The sequence below is a fragment of the Spirillospora sp. NPDC048823 genome (assembly GCF_043198445.1).
In the GTDB taxonomy this organism is placed as follows: domain Bacteria; phylum Actinomycetota; class Actinomycetes; order Streptosporangiales; family Streptosporangiaceae; genus Spirillospora.
The window spans coordinates 154,184-175,411 of the sequence record NZ_JBICUT010000014.1 but is presented as its reverse complement, the minus strand read 5'-3'; the positions used below and the strand labels follow the sequence as shown (position 1 = coordinate 175,411).

At 70.6% G+C, this 21,228-nt stretch carries 19 protein-coding genes; 9 read left to right on the top strand and 10 right to left on the bottom strand.

The genetic code is table 11. The features are described from left to right. Positions 1–356: 356 nt before the first annotated feature. Positions 357–1,352, bottom strand: coding sequence for an aldo/keto reductase (locus tag ACGFK0_RS28335; RefSeq protein ID WP_392910129.1), 996 nt, complete (start codon positions 1,350–1,352; stop codon positions 357–359). Between the two features lie 128 nt (positions 1,353–1,480). Between ACGFK0_RS28335 and ACGFK0_RS28330 the strand changes: the two genes are divergently transcribed. Then, a complete protein-coding gene (locus ACGFK0_RS28330; protein WP_392910127.1) occupies positions 1,481–2,341 on the top strand; it encodes a helix-turn-helix transcriptional regulator in 861 nt (286 codons plus the stop codon). Positions 2,342–2,375: 34 nt separating this feature from the next. On the opposite strand, the gene ACGFK0_RS28325 is transcribed toward ACGFK0_RS28330, so the two are convergent. Then, entirely contained in the window at positions 2,376–2,999 is a 624-nt protein-coding gene (locus ACGFK0_RS28325) for a helix-turn-helix domain-containing protein (RefSeq protein WP_392910125.1), read from the bottom strand. Between the two features lie 70 nt (positions 3,000–3,069). On the opposite strand from ACGFK0_RS28325, the gene ACGFK0_RS28320 reads away from it, so the two are divergent. Together ACGFK0_RS28320 and ACGFK0_RS28315 are read left to right on the top strand one after the other, a co-directional pair. Beyond that, a complete protein-coding gene (locus ACGFK0_RS28320) occupies positions 3,070–4,251 on the top strand; it encodes a pyridoxal phosphate-dependent decarboxylase family protein (protein WP_392910123.1) in 1,182 nt (393 codons plus the stop codon). 95 nt (positions 4,252–4,346) lie between these two features. Beyond that, positions 4,347–6,062 carry a BCCT family transporter gene (locus tag ACGFK0_RS28315; RefSeq protein WP_392910121.1) on the top strand — a complete coding sequence of 572 codons (1,716 nt, stop codon included), beginning with the start codon at positions 4,347–4,349 and terminating at the stop codon, positions 6,060–6,062. Positions 6,063–6,068: 6 nt separating this feature from the next. On the opposite strand, the gene ACGFK0_RS28310 is transcribed toward ACGFK0_RS28315, so the two are convergent. Together ACGFK0_RS28310 and ACGFK0_RS28305 are read right to left on the bottom strand one after the other, a co-directional pair. Continuing rightward, positions 6,069–6,731, bottom strand: a complete 663-nt coding sequence (locus ACGFK0_RS28310; protein WP_392910119.1) for a hypothetical protein — start codon at positions 6,729–6,731, stop codon at positions 6,069–6,071. An 81-nt stretch (positions 6,732–6,812) separates the two neighbouring features. After that, positions 6,813–7,607, bottom strand: coding sequence for a GntR family transcriptional regulator (locus ACGFK0_RS28305; RefSeq protein ID WP_392910117.1), 795 nt, complete (start codon positions 7,605–7,607; stop codon positions 6,813–6,815). A gap of 401 nt (positions 7,608–8,008) precedes the next feature. On the opposite strand from ACGFK0_RS28305, the gene ACGFK0_RS28300 reads away from it, so the two are divergent. After that, positions 8,009–8,926, top strand: a complete 918-nt coding sequence (locus ACGFK0_RS28300) for a hypothetical protein (protein ID WP_392910115.1) — start codon at positions 8,009–8,011, stop codon at positions 8,924–8,926. A gap of 6 nt (positions 8,927–8,932) precedes the next feature. Here the strand turns inward: ACGFK0_RS28300 and ACGFK0_RS28295 are convergent, their stop codons facing one another. Both ACGFK0_RS28295 and ACGFK0_RS28290 read right to left on the bottom strand, forming a co-directional pair. Continuing rightward, positions 8,933–9,757: an oxygenase MpaB family protein gene (locus ACGFK0_RS28295; RefSeq protein ID WP_392910113.1), complete on the bottom strand. Its 825-nt coding sequence runs from the start codon at positions 9,755–9,757 to the stop codon at positions 8,933–8,935. A 101-nt stretch (positions 9,758–9,858) separates the two neighbouring features. Beyond that, positions 9,859–10,590 carry an isocitrate lyase/phosphoenolpyruvate mutase family protein gene (locus ACGFK0_RS28290; RefSeq protein ID WP_392910111.1) on the bottom strand — a complete coding sequence of 244 codons (732 nt, stop codon included), beginning with the start codon at positions 10,588–10,590 and terminating at the stop codon, positions 9,859–9,861. A 134-nt stretch (positions 10,591–10,724) separates the two neighbouring features. On the opposite strand from ACGFK0_RS28290, the gene ACGFK0_RS28285 reads away from it, so the two are divergent. From ACGFK0_RS28285 to ACGFK0_RS28270, 4 genes are all read left to right on the top strand, one after another. Continuing rightward, positions 10,725–11,753, top strand: coding sequence for an alpha/beta hydrolase (locus ACGFK0_RS28285; protein WP_392910109.1), 1,029 nt, complete (start codon positions 10,725–10,727; stop codon positions 11,751–11,753). Between the two features lie 331 nt (positions 11,754–12,084). Continuing rightward, complete coding sequence (locus ACGFK0_RS28280; protein WP_392910107.1) at positions 12,085–14,493, top strand: M4 family metallopeptidase; 2,409 nt, start codon at positions 12,085–12,087, stop codon at positions 14,491–14,493. A 71-nt stretch (positions 14,494–14,564) separates the two neighbouring features. After that, complete coding sequence (locus tag ACGFK0_RS28275) at positions 14,565–16,088, top strand: M28 family peptidase (protein ID WP_392910105.1); 1,524 nt, start codon at positions 14,565–14,567, stop codon at positions 16,086–16,088. Positions 16,089–16,391: 303 nt separating this feature from the next. After that, entirely contained in the window at positions 16,392–16,610 is a 219-nt protein-coding gene (locus ACGFK0_RS28270) for a DUF2277 domain-containing protein (protein WP_392910103.1), read from the top strand. Positions 16,611–16,623: 13 nt separating this feature from the next. Here the strand turns inward: ACGFK0_RS28270 and ACGFK0_RS28265 are convergent, their stop codons facing one another. Both ACGFK0_RS28265 and ACGFK0_RS28260 read right to left on the bottom strand, forming a co-directional pair. Next, complete coding sequence (locus tag ACGFK0_RS28265) at positions 16,624–17,643, bottom strand: aspartate-semialdehyde dehydrogenase (protein ID WP_392910101.1); 1,020 nt, start codon at positions 17,641–17,643, stop codon at positions 16,624–16,626. Positions 17,644–17,742: 99 nt separating this feature from the next. Further along, positions 17,743–18,894 (bottom strand): acyl-CoA dehydrogenase family protein, encoded by a 1,152-nt coding sequence (locus ACGFK0_RS28260; RefSeq protein ID WP_392910099.1) that lies wholly within the window; start codon positions 18,892–18,894, stop codon positions 17,743–17,745. Between the two features lie 138 nt (positions 18,895–19,032). Between ACGFK0_RS28260 and ACGFK0_RS28255 the strand changes: the two genes are divergently transcribed. After that, on the top strand, positions 19,033–19,374 hold the full coding sequence (locus ACGFK0_RS28255; protein WP_392910097.1) for a PspC domain-containing protein: 342 nt from the start codon (positions 19,033–19,035) through the stop codon (positions 19,372–19,374). A 46-nt stretch (positions 19,375–19,420) separates the two neighbouring features. Here the strand turns inward: ACGFK0_RS28255 and ACGFK0_RS28250 are convergent, their stop codons facing one another. After that, positions 19,421–20,767: an MFS transporter gene (locus tag ACGFK0_RS28250; protein WP_392910095.1), complete on the bottom strand. Its 1,347-nt coding sequence runs from the start codon at positions 20,765–20,767 to the stop codon at positions 19,421–19,423. A gap of 95 nt (positions 20,768–20,862) precedes the next feature. After that, positions 20,863–21,213: a metallopeptidase family protein gene (locus ACGFK0_RS28245; RefSeq protein ID WP_392910093.1), complete on the bottom strand. Its 351-nt coding sequence runs from the start codon at positions 21,211–21,213 to the stop codon at positions 20,863–20,865. Positions 21,214–21,228: the final 15 nt, after the last annotated feature.

Sequence of the window (21,228 nt, the reverse complement as noted above, 5' to 3'; positions counted from 1 at the left end):
GCTGTGTGCGTCGTCGTAGGTGGCGTGCGTCGTCGGTGGGTGGCGGTGTTCGGGTGGAATGGAATCGGCCAGGAGTGATCCGCAACCGGACATTGCCTAAATTAGGGGAACACGAAACGCTATAACCGGCAAGACTGACCAAAAGGGAACAACACTGTTCTAGTGGTGATCTACTGGGACGGAAGCGACAAGTGTGACCAAGGCCACACTTCCCTCATTCCCCGATTTCGGTCGCCCACCCCACCATCCCGGTGACGCCCGTAACCCGTCCCCGCCCCGCTCCGGTCGCGGGCTTGAGCGGCATCCTCGATCGTGACCGGCCTGGGCGCCGGAGCGGGGTTCCACCGGGGACGGGCTCAGTTCCCCACGCCGAGGCCGGACATGAACGCGGGCGGGTAACGGTCGCCGCGGGCCGCGCCCGGCGGCACCGCCTCCTCGATCTCGGCCAGGTCGTCCGCGGTGAGGTCCACCTCCATCGCGGGCAGCGCCTCGGCCAGCCGCTCGCGGGTGCGGGCGCCGACCAGCGGCACGATGTCCTCGCCCTGTGCGGCCACCCAGGCGATGGCCAGCTGGGCGACGGTGACCCCCTTCGCCGCGGCGATCCGGCGCAGCGCGTCCACGAGGGCGAGGTTGTGCTCCACGTTCCCGGCCGAGAACCGCGGGCTGAAACCGCGGCCGTCGCCCGGGCCGGCGGTGCGGCCGGGGGCCCAGTGCCCGGAGATGAGGCCGCGGCTGAGGACGCCGTAGGCGGTCAGGCCGATGCCGAGCTCCCGCAGCGTCGGCAGGACCTCCGCCTCCACCGCCCGGGAGATCAGCGAGTACTCGATCTGCAGGTCGGCGATCGAGTGCACGGCGTGCGCCCGGCGGATCGTCGCGGCGTCGACCTCCGAGAGCCCGATGTGCCGCACGTGCCCGGCGTCCACCATCTCCTTGATCGCGCCGACCGTCTCCTCGATCGGTACCGCCGGGTCCAGCCGGGCGAGACGGTAGATGTCGACGTGGTCGGTGCCCAGCCGGGTCAGCGAGTAGGCCAGGAAGTTCTTCACCGCCTCGGGACGGCCGTCGATCCCGCTGAACTCGTGGCCCGGACCCCGCAGCATGCCGAACTTGACGCTCAGCCGGTAGCCGTCACGGTCCCGGCCGCGCAGCGCCTCGGCGAGCAGCGACTCGTTGTGGCCCATGCCGTAGAAGTCGCCGGTGTCGAACAGCGTGACGCCGGCCTCCAGCGCGGCGTGCACGGTGGCGATGCTCTCCGTGCGGTCGGCCGCGCCATAAGCGCCCGACATGCCCATCGCGCCCAGGCCCAGCGCGGAAACGGCCGGGCCGGTCTTGCCCAGCGTTCGTGTCTGCATCGTGCTTCTCCTTCGTCGTCGCTCTGTCACCCACCTTGCGTACGCGCGGCGGCGCACGGGAGAGGAGCGTTCATCGTGGGAGAGCCGCTCCCTGGATGGGCTCGTCCGCCGCGAGGCACCATGGAGCCATGCGCCGTGACGAACTCGCCGATTTCCTGCGCCGCCGCCGCGAGGCGATCCGCCCGGCCGAGGTGGGGCTCGCCGAAGGACCCCGCCGCCGCACCGCCGGCCTGCGCCGGGAGGAGGTGGCGATGCTCGCCGGCATGTCGGTGGACTACGTCGTACGCCTTGAGCAGGGCCGCAGCAGTCAGCCCTCGACCCAGCTGCTCGGCGCGCTGGCCCGGGCGCTGCGCCTGTCCGACGACGAACGCGCCCACCTGTTCCACCTGGCCGGCCACCGGCCCCCGCCCGCCGACGGGGCGGCCCGCCTGGCCCGCGCCGGCCTGGTGCGCATGCTCGACCTGCTCGGCGGCACCCCGGCCATGGTGGTGTCCGACCTGGGAGAGGTCCTCGCCCAGAACCGGGCGTCCGTCCTGCTGTCGGGCGATCACACGGGCTTCTCCGGCGACCGGCGCTACGTCGTGTACCGCTGGTTCACCGAGCCCGCCGCACGCGCCGCACAGCCGCCCGAGGAGCAGGAGCATCAGGGCCGTCAGCTCGTCGCCGACCTGCGCGCGACCGCCGGACGCCGGACCGGCGACCCCGTGGTCGCCGGGCTCGTCGAGCGGCTGCGGGCCGCGAGCGCCGACTTCCGGCGGCTCTGGGCCGAGCACGAGGTGGCGGTCCGGCGCGCCGACCGCAAGACCGTGCGGCACTCCCGCGTGGGCCTGCTGACGATGGATTGCGAAACCCTCGTCACCCCGGACCAGGGTCAGCAGCTGGTGGTGCTCACCCCGGCGGACGACGAGGCCCGCGAACGGCTGGAGCTGCTGCGGGTGCTCGGCATCGAGGAGTTCCCCGCGGGGGCGACGGGCACGCCCGCACGGTGAACCGGCCGTACGCGCGGCCGTACCGGTGCGGCCGTCACCGCGGCGGCGGCTGCCAGGGACGGGACGAGAACGCGCGCCGGTAAGCGGTCGGGGGGACGCCGACGGTGCGGGTGAAGTGGTGGCGCAGGTTGGCCGGGCTGCCGAGACCGCAGCATTGGGCCACCTGTTCCACGGGCAGGGACGTGGTCTCCAGCAGCTCGCGGGCGTAGTCGATGCGCATGCCGCGCACCCAGGCCATGGGCGTCGTCCCGGTGACGGAGTGGAAGCGCCGGATGAGGGTGCGGGTGGTGACGTTGGCCTGGCGGGCCAGGATGGTGACGGTCAGTGGTTCGTGCAGGCGTTCGCGAACCCAGTCGAGGAGGGGGCCCAGCTCTTCCGCGTTCTGGACGGCCGCGCCCGCGTCTATGTACTGGGCTTGGCCGCCCGGACGGTGTGCGGGCATGACGAGGCGTTTGGCGAGGGCTCCGGCGACGGCGGCGCCGTGGTCGGTGCGGACGATGTGGAGGCACAGGTCGAGCCCGGCGGCGGCGCACACGCGGAAGTCGTACCAGGACGTGGTGAGCCCGGGCCGGTGGTAGCCGAACACCTCGCACGGGATGGCCAGCTCGAAGATCGGCACGCCTTCGGTGACGGCCACGGCCACGGCCAGGGTGTGCATGTCATTAATTTAGCGGTAATGGTCGTTTCTGCCACTTGGAGCGGTTCCGCCGGGGCACAAGGGTGAAGGCATGGACGATTTCCCTGTCGGACGTGCTTCCTTCGATCCGCCGCAGCAGGTGGCGGAACGGCTGTGGCGGCACGTCGCCGGCGTGCTCCGGGACGAGCGCGAGCTGATCGCCGGGCGGGACGTGAGCGCGCCGGTGGACGTCCGGCGCCTCCGGGCCGCCGTCGGCGCGTACGACTTCGACCGCCCGGCCGATCCCGAGGCGGTGATCGACGAGGTCGCCGAGCTGCTGCGGGCCGCGACCGTCCACACGACGCATCCCCGCTACTTCGGCCTGTTCAACCCCACGCCGGCCCTGATGGGAGTCGTCGGCGACGCCCTGGCCGCCGCGTTCAACCCGCAGCTCGCCGCGTGGTCGCACGCGCCCGCGGCGGCGGAGATCGAAGCCCATCTGCTGCGGTTCCTCGGCGGACGGCTGGGCTACCCGCCCGAGACGGTGGCGGGGTCGTTCACCAGCGGCGGCGCGGAGGCGAACATGACCGCCGTGCTGCTGGCCCTCACGAGAACCTGGCCGCGGTACGGCGCCGAGGGGTTGCGGGCGCTGAACGGGCGTCCCGTCATGTACGCGTCCGCGGAGAGCCACCTCGCCTGGTTGAAGATCGCGCACGCCACCGGCATCGGACGGGACGCCGTGCGCCTCGTCCCCACCGGGCCCGGCCTGGGACTGGACGTGCGCCGCCTGGCCCGCCGGGTGGCGGCCGACCGGGCGAACGGCGACCTGCCGTTCCTCGTCGTCGCGACGGCCGGGACCACCGCCGCCGGGGTCATCGACCCGCTGCACGAGCTGGCCGACCTCTGCGGCGACCTCGGCATGCGGCTCCACGCGGACGCCGCCTACGGGGGTGCGGCGGCGCTCTCCGACCGGCTGCGGCCCGCGCTGGCCGGCATCGAGCGCGCCGACTCGATCACCCTGGACGCGCACAAGTGGCTGAGCGTCCCGATGGGCGCGGGCGCCCTCCTGTCCACCGACGCCGAGGGGCTCGCGGAGACCTTCCGGGTCACCACGTCCTACATGCCGGCCGATGTCCCCGACACCGTCGACCCGTACACGTCCGGGCAGCAGTGTCCCGTCCGGCTGGACGGACGCGCCGCCCTCCGCGCCTGCGTCATCAGCCACCGCACCACGTCCGCTGACGTGGACGAACTCGTCCGGGCGGTGAACGACGCCCGGAAGGCCGCGGCGTGAGACGCGCACGCCCGGCCCGCCGGATGTGCGCAGGTCGAGAATGAATTGCTCTGCCGGGTAACTGAACAGCGTTTCTTTGGGGAAAGCAGAGCAACATGAAGACGATCGAGCCCGAGCCAGGCGGGCGGGACGACGGGCCCGGCTTCCCCATTTCCCCCGAGAAGGGGAATCGCACCCGCACCGACTGGATCGTCTACGGCGTCACAGCGGTGCTGTCGCTGGCCTTCGTGCTCTGGGGCGCGGCCTGGACCGACAGCCTCAGTTCGACGGCGCAGTCGACGCTGAACTGGCTCCTCGCGAACGTGGGCTGGCTGTTCGTCCTCGCCGCGACCGGGTTCGTGATCTTCTCGCTGTGGCTGGCGTTCAGCCGGTACGGCAAGATCCCCCTCGGCCGGGAGGACGAGGAACCGGAGTTCCGCACCGTCTCCTGGGTCGCGATGATGTTCAGCGCGGGCATGGGGATCGGGCTGATGTTCTTCGGCGCGGCCGAACCGCTGATGCACTACGTCGAGCCGCCCCCGGGAACCGACCCGGCGCAGAGCGAGCCGGCGATCGAGACGGCCATGGCCACCACCATGTTCCACTGGACCCTGCATCCGTGGTCGATCTACGCGGTGCTGGGCCTGGCGATCGGGTACGGGCATTACCGGCGGGGCCGCAGCCAGCTGATCAGCGCGGCCTTCACGCCGCTGCTCGGGCGCCGCCACGCCAGCGGCCCGGTCAGCAAGCTCATCGACATCCTCGCCCTGTTCGCCACCCTGTTCGGCTCCGCCGCCTCCCTCGGCATCGGCGCCCTGCAGATCCGCACCGGGATGCAGGAGGCCGGCTGGATCGAGACCCTCGGCACCACCGTCCTCATCCTGATCATCATCGTCCTGACGATCTGCTTCGTCGTGTCGGCCGTGTCCGGCATCGCCCGCGGCATCCAGTACCTGTCCAACATCAACATGGTCCTGGCCGCCGTTCTGGCGATCTTCGTGTTCGTGGTCGGCCCGACGGTGTTCATCCTCGAACTGCTGCCCACCTCGATCGGCGTGTACATCCAGGACTTCGGCGAGATGGCCTCCCGCTCGGGCGCCACGGGCGGCGAGGCGATGGACACGTATCTCGGCAACTGGACGATCTTCTACTGGGCGTGGTGGATCTCCTGGACGCCGTTCGTCGGCATGTTCCTGGCCCGGATCAGCCGCGGCCGCACCATCCGCCAGTTCGTGGCCGGCGTGATCCTCGTGCCGAGCGTGGTCAGCCTCATCTGGTTCGCCATCTTCGGCGGGGCGGCCATCAGCGAGCAGCGCGGCGGCAGCAACCCGTACGGGAACGGCTCAGAGGAGCAGATCACGTTCAACGTGCTCGGCCAGCTGCCGTGGGAGGCGATCACCGCGATCATCGTGATGATCCTCGTCGCGATCTTCTTCGTGTCCGGCGCGGACGCGGCCTCGGTCGTCATGGGCACCCTGTCGCAGCGCGGCTCGACCACCCCGTCCCGCTGGATCGTCATCTTCTGGGGCGCCATGACCGGAGGCGTCGCCGCGGTCATGCTCGCGATCGGCGGCGACAAGGCCTTGAACGGCATCCAGAACGTCACTTTCATCGGCGCGCTGCCGTTCGCGCTCGTGCTGATCCTGCTCTGCGTCTCCCTGACCAAGGACGTCCGGAGCGACCCGATGATGCAGCGTCAGAACAAGGGCGCCGAAGTCCTCGAGGACGCCGTCATGACGGGCACCCGGGAGCACCGCGGCGAGTTCGAGCTGGTGATCGAACCCTCCTCCAACGACGAACCCGCCACCGGCAAACCCCCCACCCACCCCTGACCCCGGTCAGACCCGCCGCTGAACGAGCTCGTCCAGCTGCCGCACCAACGCGGCCAGAAGCCCGAGCAGCCGTTCGTCGGACGCCACGACCTCCGCGTCGAGACCGGACCGCACAGACCCGGAGGCAGGCGGCATCCACACCCACCCCCGGTCGTGGGTCTCCTTGACCTTGACGGGAACGCACATGAACGAAGACGGCTCGATCACCCCGACGCTGTGCACGACGACCTCTTCGAAAAGGCGATGGGAGACGATGAGCGCGAAGTCGCCCGAGACTTCGGCGAGCTTGTACTTCAGTGGCGCGGCGTCGAGCAGCCGGAAGAGGTGGTTGAGCGCCACACCGGTGGCACCGTGGTCGTCGAACTGGATGTACCCGGCGTTGACGGCGACCCGGAGCCGGATCTGCGCCTCCCGGTTGGCCAGCCTGTTGTGGCGCCGGACGCCGCCGAGCAACTGGATTGCCAGCGGTCCCAGGAGGTCGTCGATCCCGGCCTCGGGCCCCGCGATGACGAACAGGCCGTCCCCGCGGTCCTCGGAGTAGCAGGCGTCCCAGCTCAGCCCGACCGCCTGGCAGGACTCCCGCACGATCCGGTGGATCGACGAGCGGAGGTGCCGCTGGACGGCCGGATCGTGGCGCGACCCGAAGGACGCGATGTCGACGGCGAACATGCCGCAATGCAGTGTCCGCGAAATGTGAGCCACCTGCCTAGCTACGGGGCGGCCCCTCCGCCCCAGGTGGACGCGTGAGCGCTACCCCACGATGGAGATCTGCCCCGTGGCCATGGGTCGTTCGGGGACCTCTCCGATGTCGTAGGACGGCCGGTTGCGATCCGCCGCATACGTGGTGACCGTCAGGCGGATCGGCGTGGAGTCGTTGGTGTAGGCGATGCGGTAGACGACGACGACGGGGATCCCCGGCCCGATCCGGAAGAACGTCCTCTCCTCCGGCGTCGGCATCCGGGCGACGATCTCGTCGCGGTATCCGGTCTGCACGTACCCCAGCTCCGCGAGCGCCCGGATCGTCCCCCGGGGGATCTTCTTCCTGCTCTCAAGCTCGGTACCGCGCACGAGGTCCATCGAGTAGTACGAGCTCTGCAGCGAGTACGGGATGTCGTCGATGAACCGCCTGGAGCCACGCACGACGACCTGGGTGTCCTCGTCGATCTCCAGCCATCCGGCGACCTCCCGGCCGGGATACTCGATCCTCATCTCGAAGTCGCGAATGCTCGGTTTGCGCCCCGCCGCCCGGACGCCGGAGCTGTAGGAGTCCAGCGGCGAGTCCGTCCCGTCCCCGCCCTCCTCCCGGGAAAGGATCACGAAGAACGGGATCGGCCCCTTCGGGACGAACATTCCACGGCCCGGCTGGATTTGGATCAATCCCTCGTGGACGAGATTGGTCACGGCGATCCTGATCGTGTTTCTGGAAGCGCCGAAAAGGCGCTCCAGTTCGGGCTCGGTGGGCAGTCGATCACCGGGTGCCAGGTCCCCCGACCTGATCCTCTCGCGGAGTTTGTCGGCGATCTCCATATGCAGCGCGACGCCCATGGGAATGCCTTCCAGCCGAGTCGATCCCATTGTCACCGCCAACGCCCGCGATGACGCTTCCCGCCGAGGACATAGGTACCTCACCTACGGGTCGACCCTTCCCTCGTCCGCGATGCTCGTGGTGCGGATGGGCCTTGAGTGGCCAGTGGGCACCAGAGAAACCGACAAGGCAGGATCTAACGCCCACTCGGTGAGGAAAGTCCCCGCGACCGCCGGGCCGGTACCGGCATTCGCGAGACAGGGGCGCCGGCAACTGGTTAGCTCTCCCTCATTCACGTGCAAGGGTTCCGCGATCCCCGGCGCTCTTTCTTCAACTTCCCGTGGTCATCTTGCATGATCTGCTGACCGGCGCCCGAATGGGTAGGGACCGAGCACGGCGGGCGCCTCTTTGAGGGGAACGGATGACCTTTGCCAACCAGGCCGACATCCAGCACGAGGCGATCGCAGAACTGGGCGATCAGGAGCTGCTCATCAGCGGCGGCAGGCTCGCCCACTTCTCGTCCGCCTCACTGGACGAGCCGCGTCGCGGGCTGACCGAAGCCGTCATCGTCGTGCACGGTGCGCTGCGGAACGCCGGCGACTACTTCCGGTCGATCAAACCGTCCAGGCACCGGCTGGTCGTCGCGCCGCAGTTCCTCACCGAGGACGACGTGCGCGGCCGCGGGGAGCGGGCCGGCTACCTGCACTGGGGCACCGAGGATTGGAAGGGCGGCCTCGGCGAGATCAGCTCGTTCACGGTCATGGACGAACTCCTGGACAGGCTGGGTCAATTCCAAGATCTTCACAGGGTGACCATCGTCGGCAACTCGGCGGGCGGCCAGTTCGTCAACCGTTACGCGGCCGTGGGGCGCGGGCCCGACGATCTCCAGGTCTCCGTCCGGTTCGTCGTCGCCAATCCGTCGACCTATCTGTATTTCGACAAGAGCCGCCCGAAGGACGAATCCTTCATTCCTCACGACGATCTCGAAGTCGATCAGTGGCGGTACGGATTCGGCGGCGGCGTCCCCGACTATGTCGGCGAGGAGAAGTCGGGCCAGGCCCATTTCGATCGTTACATCGAGAGGGACGTCGTCTATCTGCTCGGTGCGGAGGACGCCGATCCCGGCGCGGTCCTCCTGGAGGTCCACCCCGCCGCCGAAGCGCAGGGGCGCACGAGAAGAGAGCGTGGCGAGAACTACCACAGATACCTGAGCGACAAAGCGCGGCGCCCCGTTCACAAGCTGGTGCACGTTCCCGGGGTGGGGCATGATGCCGCGGCGATGTTCGCCTCACCGCAGGGCAGGAAGCACCTCTTCGAACGGCGTCGCCGTGCGACCTGACCCCGGTCAGACGATGGGGCGGTTCTTCTTGAGGCGGCGGCGGAAGTCGTGGAGGTAGTAGTTGAAGGGGAATTCGCGGGCCGCGCGGGGCAGGACGCCGTTGGTGCGCGCCAGGACGCGGGTGAGGCGGTCGAAGCGGCGCTGGTCGCGGGGCGTCCAGGTGTAGCCGAGTTCGTCGCGGAACCGCTGGGGCAGGAAGCCCAGGGTCAGGAAGCGGTTCGTCCGGGCGAACGGCAGGCGCAGCGGGGCGGGCACGAAGCGGAGTTCGGTCAGGTCGCGCAGGTAGCCCCGGGTGAGGTCGTCCATCTCGATCTTGCTGAGGCCGTCCTGCCAGTACGCCTCGAAGGCGGCCCGGTCCGCCGGCCACATCTCCTGCTTGACCTGGAGGGTGGTGCCGAGGCGGGCGCCGGCCCGGTACAGTTCCGCGACCTCCTCGGGGGACGGTTCGCCGTAGAGGGTGCGGTGGATGATCTCGACGCCCTGGTAGAGGCAGGCGGCGACCCAGAGCTGCAGTTCGGGGTCGAAGGCGTTGTACGGGACGGGTTCCTTCGCGAAGACCTGCCGGTGGGCGCGGTTGACCTCCAGTCGCATCGCCTTACGCTCGTCTTCGGTGCCGAGCAGCGCGACGGCGAGGTAGGTGAGGGTCGTGCGGGTCCGCTTGACCGGGTGCTTGTCGACGCGGCCGCTGTCGACCTTGCTGTTGGCCACGCCGTGCCCGACGGGGAGGCGGGCGAGCTGCATGACGACGTTCGCGGCGGCGGCGGCGAGCGCGAGGCCGCTCATGGACTCCTGGAGGACGTCCGCGGACGTGTCCTCTGCGGTCGCGGTCATACCGGCCTCACTCCCTGATACATAGAGGCGATTTTCGTCTCACTGTGCCACCGTAAGTGAGTACTTGCAAGGGCGCCCGGAAGTGGGCGCCCTCACACGGGTCAGATGTAGGGGTCCTCCTTGGCCAGGACGCGGGCCGCGAACGTCTTCAGCGCCTCCAGTGCCTGGAGGTAGGGCATCGGGCCGTAGGAGACGCGGGCGACGCCCGTGGCGGCCAGGTCGGTGAGGGACGAGCCGGGGAAGTTGTTCGCGTTGACGGGCCCCGGCAGCCCCTTGACCAGGGACGGGACGGCGTCCATGGGCGCCATGATCGGGTAGACGCAGTCGGCGCCGGCCTCCAGGTACAGGCGGCCGCGGGCGATCGCGGCGTCGAGCGGATCCGGGGCCTGTGCGATGAACGTGTCGACCCGGGCGTTGATCACCAGGGCGTCGCCGGCGGCGTCCCGGACGGCGGCGAGGTACCCGGCCTGCGTCTCGGGCTCGGCGAGTTCCCCGGCGTAGGTGTCCTCCAGGTTGCAGCCGGCCGCACCGATGGCCAGGAGGCGTTCGACCAGCTCGGCGGGCTGCAGCCCATAGCCGGCCTCGGCGTCCACGGTCACGGGGACGGCGGCGGCGCGGACGATGCGTCCGGCGGCGGCGAACATCTCCTCGGCCGGCGCGCCCTCGTGGTCGGGATAGCCGAGCATGGCGGAGACGGCGGCGCTCGCGGTGGCGAGGGCCGGGAATCCCGCCTCCTCGACGGTGGTGGCGCTCGCGGCGTCCCAGACGTTCGGCAGAAGGAGCGGGTCCCCGGGACGGTGCAGTTCGCGGAGACGCCTGGCGTGTTCGGTCATCTGGACTTCCTTCCCCTTTTCGACACTGGACCGGCCGGACTACCGGAGTGTGACACCCGGGCCCGATGTTGCGCGGCGCACGGCGGCCTGGGTTAGCGTCGAGGTGATCAACGCCCCGCGATGAGGGAGTCCGCATGCTGCCGTGGTCCGCCGAGTTCGCCGGACGCCTGGAAGAGCACGTCGTCGGCAGTGAGCTGCTGCGCGGCAACCCGCTGAAGGATCCGCACGAGCGTCCCGTCCTGGTGTACGTACCGCCGGGCTACGACGACGAGCCGAGGCGCCGCTACCCCAGCGTGTACGTCATCACCGGATTCACCGGGCATGTCGGGATCTGGCGTAACCGGATGCCCTACCGGCAGCCGTTCCCCGAGACGGCCGACGCGGTGTTCGCGTCCGGGGAGGCGCCGCCCGCGGTCGTGGTGTTCGTGGACGCGTGGACGGCGCACGGCGGCAGCCAGTACGTCGACTCGCCCGGCACGGGCCGCTACCACTCCTACATCTGCGACGAGGTCGTCCCGTGGGTGGACGGGCACTACCGGACACTGGACGCGCCGGAGCACCGGGCGGTCAGCGGCAAGTCCAGCGGCGGCTACGGCGCGATGATCACGCCGATGCTGCGCCCCGACCTGTTCGGCGCGCTCGCGACGCACGCGGGCGACGCCCTGTTCGAGTACTGCTACCTGACCGAGTTCCCCAAATGCGTCCGGCATCTGCGCAAGTACGACGGCGATATCTGGCGGTGGTGGGCCGACTTCAACGGGCGCACGTCGTTCACCAAGCCCGAGGACATGGAACTGCTCAACATCCTCGGCATGGCCCTGTGCTATTCCGCGCGCGACGACGGCACGCCCGAGCTGCCGTTCGACCCGGTGAACGGCGTGATCCGCCAGGACGTCTGGGAGCGCTGGCTCGCCTGGGACCCGGTGCGGATGGTTCCGGGCCACGCCGAGGCGATGCGTTCGCAGCGGGCGATCTGGATCGACGGCGGGACGCGCGACGAGTGGTATCTGGACGTGGGCGCGCAGGCGTTCCACCGGGCCCTGCTGGACGCGGGCGTCGCCGAGGACGTGATCCACTTCGAGCTGTTCGACGCCGGGCACGGCGGCATCGACTACCGCTACCCGCTCGCCCTCTCCTGGCTCTGCCACAAGATCGCTCCCTGACGCGGCGGCGCGGGGCCGGGGCGGCCGCCGAACGCTCACCCGGCATCGAACGTTCCCCGGCGGACGGGCCGGGCCGGCTCGACCGGCCCGGCCCGTCCGCGCTGCGTAAACCCTGTTTTCCGAACTTCCATTAACAGCTCCGCGGGAATTGAAAATCCAGTCTTAAATGGATTCATTGACACTTTTCACACCAGGGAGTGCACTTCGGGGCAGCTCATCCGGATGAGTCCCCCCATCCCAACCCCGCCGGACGGGCGGCGGGCCCGCGGAACGCTCCCACAAGGACGTCCACGTGCCCCGCCCTGCCCGGCACGTGGAAGGAGCACCCCCCGTGAGACACCAGACCGCGTTCGGGGCGGCGGTACTGTCCGCCGGCCTCGCCGTGGCGATGTCCGTTCCCGCCACAGGTGCGACGATCCGCACCGCCCCAGCGGCCCCGGCGAAGCCGGACCCCCGCACCGTCGCCGCCGCCTCGGCGGACCGCCTGGTCGCGGCGAAGCCCGCAGAGTTCAAGAAGGCCCCCGAAGAGAAGATCGTCCGGCGCGGCGTCACGTCCGGCCTCAACGGCCTCCAGCACGTCTCCTACGATCGCACCTACGACGGCCTGCCCGTGTACGGCGGCGACTTCGTCGTCACCACCAACGCGAGCGGCGGAGTGCTGAGCACGTCCGTCGGGCAGACCCGGAAGCTCGACGTCTCGACCACGGCGGAGGTCTCGGCGGCGCAGGCCGCGAAGACCTCCCGCGCCCGCGTGTCCAAGGTCGAGAGCGCGTCCACGCCCGTCCTGAAGGTCATGGCCGAAGGCTCGGGACGCCTCGTCTACGAGACCGTCGTCAGCGGCGTCCAGAAGAAGGCTCCGACGAAGCTGCACGTGTTCGTCGACGCCAAGACCGGCAAGGTCGTCCGGACCTGGGACGAGGTCATGGACGCGGCCGACGACGTGAGCTACTACCACGGCACCGTCGACATCAGCACCGCGGCGACGTCGATGAGCGACCCGCAGCGTTCCGGCGTCCGGTGCGGCGGCCAGAACGGATCCACCTACACCGGCAGCGACAGCGCCTGGGGCAACGGAAGCGGCACCAGCCTGGAGACCGCCTGCGTCGACGCCATGCATGCACTCCAGAAGGAGTGGGACATGCTGGACGAGTGGCTCGGCCGCAACGGCATCGACGGCAGCGGCGGCGGCTTCCCCATGCGCGTCGGCCTGAACCAGGCCAACGCGTACTGGAACGGCAGCTACACCAACTACGGCCGCAACTCGTCCGGTACCCGGCAGGCCACGGGCGCCGACGTCGTCGCGCACGAGAACGGCCACGCCGTCTTCAGCACCACCCCCGGCGGCGCCGGCGGCGGCAACGGCAACGAGAAGGGCGGCATGAACGAGTCGGCCGGCGACATCTTCGGCGCGCTGACCGAGTTCTACATGAACGAGCCGTCCAACCTGGACCCGCCGGACTACCTGGTGGGCGAGGAGGTCGACCTGGTCGGCTCGGGCCCGATCCGCAACATGTACAACCCGGGCGCGCTCGGCGACCCGAACTGCTACTCGTCCTCGATCCCGAGCACCGAGGTGCACGCGGCCGCGGGCCCGCAGAACCACTGGTTCTACCTGCTCGCCGAGGGCTCCAACCCCAGCGACGGGCCGAGCAGCCCCACATGCAACGGCTCGACCGTCACCGGCATCGGCGTCCAGAAGGCCGGCCAGATCTTCATGGGCGGCCTGAACCGCAAGGTGTCGAACTGGAGCCACGCCAGGGCGCGCGTCGAGACGGTCAACGCGGCACTGCAGCTGTTCCCCGGGTCCGCCACCGAGTGCAACGCGGTGAAGGCGGCCTGGAGCGCGGTCAACGTCCCGGCGCAGAGCGGCGAGGCGGGCTGCGGCACCCAGCAGAACGACTTCTCCATCTCGCTGAGCCCCGGCACCGGCCGGACCCAGGCGGGCGGGACGGCGACCGCGACGGTCGGCACGCAGACCACGGGCGGCAGCGCCCAGCAGGTCTCGCTGTCGGCGACGAGCAGCCCGTCCGGCCCGACCGCGACGTTCTCGCCGAGCACCGTGACGACGGGCCAGTCGTCCACGATGACGGTGAACGTCCCGTCCGGAACCGCTGACGGCACGTACCGGCTGACCGTCCTCGCCGAGGGCGCCTCCGTCGAGCGGACCGCCACGTTCACGCTGACCGTCGGCGACGGCCAGCAGGGCACGGTCTTCTCGGACGACTTCGAGTCCGGCCAGGGCTGGACGACCGACCCTGACGGCACCGACACCGCGTCCGCGGGGGCCTGGGAGCGCGGCACCCCGCAGCCGACCAGCTGGTCGGGGACGAACCTGCAGATCGGCGCGGCCGGCGGCAGCGCCGACCTGGTCACCGGCGCGGCGGCCGGGACGGGCGCGGGCAGCTACGACCTCGACGGCGGCGTCACCAGCGTCCGGTCGCCGGCGATCAGCCTGCCCAGCGGCACCCTGTCGCTGAGCTTCTCCTGGTACCTCGCCCACCTGGACAACAGCTCGACGGCCGACTACCTGCGGGTCCGCGTCGTCGGGCCGAACGGGTCGAGCACCGTGCTGAACCAGGCCGGCGCCGCCGCGAACAACGGCGGGGCGTGGCGGACGGCGACGTACGACCTGTCCGCCTACGCCGGCCAGAGCGTCCGCATCGTGGTCGACGCGGCCGACGCCGGCACCGCCAGCCTCGTCGAGGCCGGCATCGACAACATCCTGATCACCAGTTCCTGACCGCCCCCCGTCCGCGGCCCGTGACGGGGCCCGCTCCCCCGTCACGGGCCGCTCTCCCACTGGAGGAACACATGAGATCGCGCAAGATCGCGACCTTGGGCACGGCGGCCCTGCTGGTGGCCGCCCTCCTGCCCGGCGCCACCGCGTCGGCGGCGCCCTCCGCGGCCGTGGCCGCCCCCGACATCCCGCTCGCGAACGTCAAGGCCCACCTGTCGCAGCTCCAGAACATCGCTGACAGCAACGGCGGAAACCGCGCCCACGGCCGTCCCGGCTACCGCGCCTCCCTCGACTACGTGAAGGGCAGGCTGGACGCGGCCGGATACCAGACCAGCATCCAGTCGTTCAGCTACAGCGGCGCCACCGGCTACAACCTGATCGCCGACTGGCCGGGCGGCGACACCAACGACACCCTGATGGTCGGCGGGCACCTCGACGGCGTCACCGCGGGGCCCGGGATCAACGACAACGGCTCCGGTTCCGCCGCGATCCTGGAGACGGCGCTCGCCGTCGCCCGGGAGGACTACCAGCCCGACCGGCACCTGCGGTTCGCCTGGTGGGGCGCCGAGGAACTCGGCCTCGTCGGGTCGACGTACTACGTCAACAACCTGTCGTCCGGCGAACGGTCGGACATCGGCGGCTACCTCAACTTCGACATGATCGGCTCCCCCAACCCCGGCTACTTCGCCTACGACGGCGACGGGTCCAGCGGAAGCGGCGGCCCCGCCGGCTCCGCCGAGATCGAACAGGTGCTGCGGAGCCACTTCGCCACCATCAACGTGCCCGTCCAGGACACCGCGTTCGACGGACGCTCCGACTACGGCCCGTTCATCCGGGTCGGCATCCCCGCCGGCGGGCTGTTCACCGGCGCCGAAGGACGCAAGACGTCCGCGCAGGCGCAGATGTGGGGCGGCCAGGCCGGCGTCGCGTTCGACCGCTGCTACCACGCGTACTGCGACACCACGTCCAACATCAACGACACCGCGCTGGACCGCAACTCCGACGCCATCGCCCACGCCGTCTGGACGCTGGGCGGCGACGGCGGGACGCAGGAGCCGCCCGGTGACACCGTCTACTCCGACGACCTCGAATCCGGCACCTCCTGGACGGCCGACCCGGGCGGCACCGACTCGGCCACCGCGGGCACGTGGGAGCGCGGTACCCCGCAGCCGACGAGCTGGTCGGGCACCAGCCTCCAGCTGTCCGCGGCCGGCGGCAGCGGCGCGCTGACGACGGGCGCCGCGGCCGGGTCCGGCGCCGGGTCCTACGACCTGGACGGCGGCACCAGCAGCATCCGGTCGGCGGAGATCCCGCTGCCGGCCGGGACGCGGACCCTGTCGTTCGCCTGGTACCTCGCCCACCTGGACAACAGTTCCTCGTCCGACTTCCTGCGGGTGTCGGTCGTGGGGCCGAACGGGTCGACGACCGTCCTGAACCAGGCGGGCGCGGCGACGAACCGGTCGGGCAACTGGCAGACGCACAGCGCCGACGTCTCCGCCTACGCCGGGCAGACCGTCCGCATCCTCGTGGAGGCCGCCGACGCGGGCACCGGAAGCCTCGTGGAGGCCGGGCTGGACAACATAACGATCACCAAGTAGGGGGGCGTCCGCGCTGCTCAGGAGCCGGTTTCAGAGTTTTCCACGGCCCTGTTCAGCGGCATTGAAAATCCAGTGGCGGCTTGATCCGTTGACCCGGCCGGTCGTCACGGTGCATTTTTGGACAGCCCCCCGCCCCCCAGGGCTGACCGCAGGCGGTCGCACGGGACGAATCTCGGCCCGGATCGTGCACACCGCCGCACCACCGGGGACCCCGCCCCCCGCCCGGCCCCCCGGCGCTCGCAGCGCCGGGGGGCCGTGAACGTCCGGCCGTGAAACGTCCGGGGCCCGAGGCACAATGGGGGCATGTGCCGCAGCATCAAGACGCTCCGTCCGCCGTACTCCGCCGACGTGACCGACGAGGACGTCCGGGCGGCAGCGCTCCAGTACGTCCGCAAGATCTCGGGGTTCCGCGCCCCCGCGTCCCACAACGCGGAGGCGTTCGACCGGGCCGTCGAAGAGATCGCCCGCAGCACCGCCGCCCTCCTGGACTCCCTGGAGGTCCGGGGCAGCCGCGCGAGCTAGACGTACCCGGCCGCTATTCGGCGGCGACCAGTTCGGCGATCTGGACGGTGTTGAGGGCCGCGCCCTTGCGGAGGTTGTCGCCCGCGCAGAACAGGGCGAGGCCGTTGTCGACGGTCTCGTCGCGGCGGATGCGGCCCACGTACGTCGGGTCCTGGCCGGCGGCCTGCAGCGGCGTCGGGACGTCCGACAGGACGACGCCGGGGGCGCCCGCCAGCAGCTCACCGGCCCGCTCCGGGCTGATCGGACGGTCGAACCGGGCGTTGACCTGCAGGGAGTGCCCGGTGAAGACGGGTACGCGGACGCAGGTGCCCGACACCTTCAGCTCCGGGATCTCCAGGATCTTGCGGCTCTCGTTGCGGAGCTTCTGCTCCTCGTCGGTCTCCGCCAGGCCGTCCTCGACGATCGACCCGGCCATCGGCAGGACGTTGAACGCGATCGGCCGCACGTACACGCCCGGCTCCGGGAACTCCACGGCGGAGCCGGAGTTGGTGAGCCGGTCGGCGTTCTGGACGACCTTGGACGCCTGGTCGTGCAGCTCGGCGACGCCCGCGAGGCCGCTGCCGGACACGGCCTGGTACGTCGACACGACGAGCGCGGACAGCCCCGCCTCGTCGTGCAGGGGCCGCAGCACCGGCATCGCGGCCATCGTGGTGCAGTTCGGGTTGGCGATGATCCCCTTGGGGCGGTTCGCCACGGCGTGCGGGTTGACCTCGGCGACCACGAGCGGGACGTCGGGGTCCAGCCGCCAGCCCGAAGAGTTGTCGATCACGACGGCGCCGGCGGCGGCGACCTTCGGCGCGAGCGCCTTCGAGGTGGTCTTGCCCGCGGAGAACAGCACGACGTCCAGGCCGGAGTAGTCGGCGGCCGCCGCGTCCTCGACGGTGACCTCGGCGCCGTTCCACGGCAGCTTGCGTCCCGCCGACCGGGCCGAGGCGAACAGCCGCAGCTCGTCGACGGGGAATCCGCGTTCGGCCAGGATTTCGAGCATCTTGGCCCCGACCTGTCCGGTGGCCCCGACGATGCCGACTCTCATGCCGCTCCCTCTGGTAGATCCGACCTGGGCGGGTGAGTCTGCCCAGGTCCGTGGCAGGACGTCCAGTCAATAACCCTACGTGGAGGGTTCAAGCCCTCCTTAACGGAACGCGTCCAGGCCGGTGACGGCCTTCCCGAGCGTGAGCAGATGCACTTCCTGCGTCCCCTCGTAGGTGAGGACGCTCTCCAGGTTGTTCATGTGCCTGATCACCGGGTATTCGAGCGTGATCCCGTTGGCGCCGAGGACGGTGCGGGCCTGCCTGGCGACGTCCAGCGCGGCGCGGACGTTCGCGAGCTTGCCGAACGAGACCTGCTGCGGCGTGACGGTCCCCTCGTCCTTGCGGCGCCCGATGTGCAGGGCGACGAGGCCGGCCTGCCCGAGCGCGACCTCCATCCAGGCGAGTTTCTCCTGCGTGAGCTGGAACGACCCGATGGGTTTGCCGAACTGCTCACGGGTCTTGGCGTACTCGACGGCCGTCTCGTAGCAGGACCGTCCGGCGCCGATCGCGCCCCACAGAATGCCGTAGCGCGCCTCGGACAGGCAGCCGAGCGGCCCCTTCAAACCCCGCACCCCTGGGAGCATCGCGTCCGCGGGGACCCTCACGTCGTCCAGGACCAGCTCGGACGTGACCGACGCGCGCAGCGACATCTTCTGGTGGATGTCGCCCGTCGTGAACCCGGGCGTGCCCTTCGGGACGAGGAATCCGCGGATGCCGTCGTCGGCCTGCGCCCACACGACCGCGATGTCGGCGGCGGACCCGTTGGTGATCCACATCTTGGCGCCGTTCAGGATCCAGTCGGAGCCGTCCCGGCGGGCGCGGGTCAGCATGGTGCCGGGGTCGGAGCCGCGGTCGGGCTCGGTCAGGCCGAAGCAGCCGACCGCCTCCCCCGCCGCCATCCTCGGCAGCCACTCGCCCTTCTGCTCCTCCGACCCGTACTTGTGGATCGCCGCCATCGCCAGGGACCCCTGGACGGAGACGAAGCTGCGCAGCCCCGAGTCGGCGGCCTCCAGTTCGCGGCACGCCACCCCGTACGCGACTGCGCTCATCCCGGCGCAGCCGTGGCCCTTCAGGTGCATGCCGAGCAGCCCGAGCCTGCCCAGCTCGGGGGCCAGCTCCCGGACGGGGAACGTGCCGTCCTCGAACCAGCCGGCCACCCGGGGCGCGACCCGTTCCGCCACGAAGGCGCGCACGGTGTCGCGGACCATCCGTTCCTCGTCGGTGAGCTGGTCGTCGACGCGCAGCACGTCCATGTCGGCCTCCTCCTGCGGGGCGGTTCCGCCCATGAGGGTACGTCGGGGACGGCACTGGGACCGGGCAGGGGTTCACTCAGGGATCGATCAGGGCGAATCCGGATGTAAGAGTCGCCCGCCGATGGGCATGATCGAGGCATGGACATGGAGAAGAACACCACCGGAACCCCGGAAAGCACCGACAAGAAGCTGCGACGCACGCGCGACGGCCGGATCCTCGCCGGCGTCTGCTCGGGCGCCGCGCAGTACCTCGGCGTCGACGCCAACATCATCAGGCTCGGACTCGCCGTCTTCACCCTGTTCGGCGGCGCCGGGATCGCGCTGTACGCCATCGCCTGGGTGATCATCCCCGAGGAGGGCGCGCCGAAGTCGCTCGCCGAGGACTGGTTCAAGAAGGCGAGCGACTCCCCGACCATCCAGGACGCCGTCCAGAAGTCCAAGGACGCGGTCAACAAGAACAAGAACCGCACGAACGCCTAGGACGCGGCCCGAGCGGTGGAGGCCGGGCGCCCTCGATCGCGGGCGCCTAGGAGGCGGACGCCGAGCGGCTGACGCCGCCGTGCAGGTCGTCGCCGCCCGCGTGGGACGCGGCGACGACGACGGGCTCGGCGCGCTCCCGGACGCCGCCGATGACACCGCCGCGGAGCCGGTTCCACACGAGCGTGAGCATCGCCGCGGCCGACAGGCCGACCACGCCCGCGAGCGCCACCACCGTCTCCGGCCCGAGGACCTGCGCCATGGCGCCGCCGACGAGGATGCCTGCGCCCTGCCCGGCGAGGATGCCGGACTGGGCGAGACCGAACGCCTGCCCGCGTCCCGCCGCCGGCACCGCGGTCACGAACGCCGCGTTGGCGGCGAGCTGGTAGGCGCTGCCGACGCCCGACAGCGCCCACAGCACGACGACGCCCCACAGCGGCGGGTGCAGGCCCGCCCCGATCAGCGGCAGGCACGCGAGCATCGACATCCACCCCATCGCGCGCAGCCGGTTCGTGGGGCGGACGAACCGGCTGAACAGCAGCGCGCCCACGACCATCCCCGTCGGCATCGCCGACAGCAGCAGGCCCACCGTGACCGCGCCGCCGCCGAACGTCGCCGCATACGGCGCGGCGAGCCCCTCCGGGATCACGTAGAACGCGCACAGCCACGCGAACAGCACCAGCGACCTCAGCACCGGGTCGCCGAACACGAGCCGCGCACCGTCCCGCGTGCCGCGCCACAGGCCGAGCGAGTCGCCCCCGCGCCGCCGCTTGGGCGCCGCCCTCCGCCGCAGCCCGCCGATCAGGATGACGGCCGAGGCGCCGAACGTCAGCGCGTCCAGGGCGAGCGCCTCATGCGTCCCGACGACGGCGACGACCGCGCCGCCCGCCAGGAACCCGAGCATCTGCGTGCCCTGGTGGGTGATGTTGTTGATCGCCGTCCCCGCCACGAACCGGTCGCCCTCCAGCACGTCCGGGAGGGTCGCGGCGCGGGCCGCGGAGAACGGGGTGCCGAACAGGACCGTCAAGAACACCAGGACCGACAGCGCGGCGACCGGCATCGGCACCAGCGCCATGAACGTCACGAGCCCCGCCCGCACCACATCGCAGACGACCATGACGGTGCGGCGGGGGAACAGGTCGGCCAGCCCGGAGAGCACAGGCCCGCCCACGATCGGCGGAATGTACGTCAGCGCGTACACCAGCGCGGTCAGCAGCGCCGACCTGGTGTGGTCGTACACGAGGACGGCCAGGGCGACCTGTGCCAGCTGGTCTCCGATGAACGACAGCGCCTGCGCCAGCCACAGGGCACGGAACTCACCGACCGCGAACACCTCGCGGTAGGTCGCCTGCTGCTCCGGGGGACGACGATGCCGCCCGGTCTGCCTTCCCGCCACGCACGCTCCAGTTCAGCCCGCCCGGTGTTGGGCGACCCTTCCATTAACTCACGCTGCGTGGCAGTTGTGTGACCTACAGTGCGCAATTCACCGGCTCAGTATCCGAGTTCGTGTAGCCTCCGGTCATCGATCCCGAAATGGTGAGCGATCTCATGCACCACGGTGATCCGAACCTCTTCCACCACGTCGTCCGGGGTGTCACAAATTTCGAGAATCTCATTGCGGTAGATCGAAATGTGATCGGGAAGGACGGCGCCGTACCAGTCGCCGCGCTCAGTGAGGGGTACGCCTTGGTACAGGCCGAGAAGTCCGCGTTCAGGCGCATCGTCCTCGACGACGATGACGACGTTGCGCATGCGGGCGGTCAACTCGGGTGGAATCGTGTCGAGGGCCTCGCCCACCAGGTCCTCGAACGCGTCACGCGACAACTCGATCACACTGGCCATTCTGCTCGACAGAAG

Excerpts from the sequence above, each read along its gene's own strand:
- ACGFK0_RS28335 (WP_392910129.1), bottom strand. The coding sequence starts at position 1,352 with ATGCAGACACGAACGCTGGGCAAGACCGGCCCGGCCGTTTCCGCGCTG.
- ACGFK0_RS28295 (WP_392910113.1), bottom strand. The coding sequence starts at position 9,757 with ATGACCGCGACCGCAGAGGACACGTCCGCGGACGTCCTCCAGGAGTCC.
- ACGFK0_RS28325 (WP_392910125.1), bottom strand. The coding sequence starts at position 2,999 with ATGCACACCCTGGCCGTGGCCGTGGCCGTCACCGAAGGCGTGCCGATC.
- ACGFK0_RS28330 (WP_392910127.1), top strand. The coding sequence starts at position 1,481 with ATGCGCCGTGACGAACTCGCCGATTTCCTGCGCCGCCGCCGCGAGGCG.
- ACGFK0_RS28285 (WP_392910109.1), top strand. The coding sequence starts at position 10,725 with ATGCTGCCGTGGTCCGCCGAGTTCGCCGGACGCCTGGAAGAGCACGTC.
- ACGFK0_RS28245 (WP_392910093.1), bottom strand. The coding sequence starts at position 21,213 with ATGGCCAGTGTGATCGAGTTGTCGCGTGACGCGTTCGAGGACCTGGTG.
- ACGFK0_RS28290 (WP_392910111.1), bottom strand. The coding sequence starts at position 10,590 with ATGACCGAACACGCCAGGCGTCTCCGCGAACTGCACCGTCCCGGGGAC.
- ACGFK0_RS28260 (WP_392910099.1), bottom strand. The coding sequence starts at position 18,894 with ATGGACGTGCTGCGCGTCGACGACCAGCTCACCGACGAGGAACGGATG.
- ACGFK0_RS28305 (WP_392910117.1), bottom strand. The coding sequence starts at position 7,607 with ATGGGCGTCGCGCTGCATATGGAGATCGCCGACAAACTCCGCGAGAGG.
- ACGFK0_RS28300 (WP_392910115.1), top strand. The coding sequence starts at position 8,009 with ATGACCTTTGCCAACCAGGCCGACATCCAGCACGAGGCGATCGCAGAA.
- ACGFK0_RS28310 (WP_392910119.1), bottom strand. The coding sequence starts at position 6,731 with ATGTTCGCCGTCGACATCGCGTCCTTCGGGTCGCGCCACGATCCGGCC.
- ACGFK0_RS28265 (WP_392910101.1), bottom strand. The coding sequence starts at position 17,643 with ATGAGAGTCGGCATCGTCGGGGCCACCGGACAGGTCGGGGCCAAGATG.
- ACGFK0_RS28270 (WP_392910103.1), top strand. The coding sequence starts at position 16,392 with ATGTGCCGCAGCATCAAGACGCTCCGTCCGCCGTACTCCGCCGACGTG.
- ACGFK0_RS28275 (WP_392910105.1), top strand. The coding sequence starts at position 14,565 with ATGAGATCGCGCAAGATCGCGACCTTGGGCACGGCGGCCCTGCTGGTG.
- ACGFK0_RS28320 (WP_392910123.1), top strand. The coding sequence starts at position 3,070 with ATGGACGATTTCCCTGTCGGACGTGCTTCCTTCGATCCGCCGCAGCAG.
- ACGFK0_RS28255 (WP_392910097.1), top strand. The coding sequence starts at position 19,033 with ATGGACATGGAGAAGAACACCACCGGAACCCCGGAAAGCACCGACAAG.
- ACGFK0_RS28315 (WP_392910121.1), top strand. The coding sequence starts at position 4,347 with ATGAAGACGATCGAGCCCGAGCCAGGCGGGCGGGACGACGGGCCCGGC.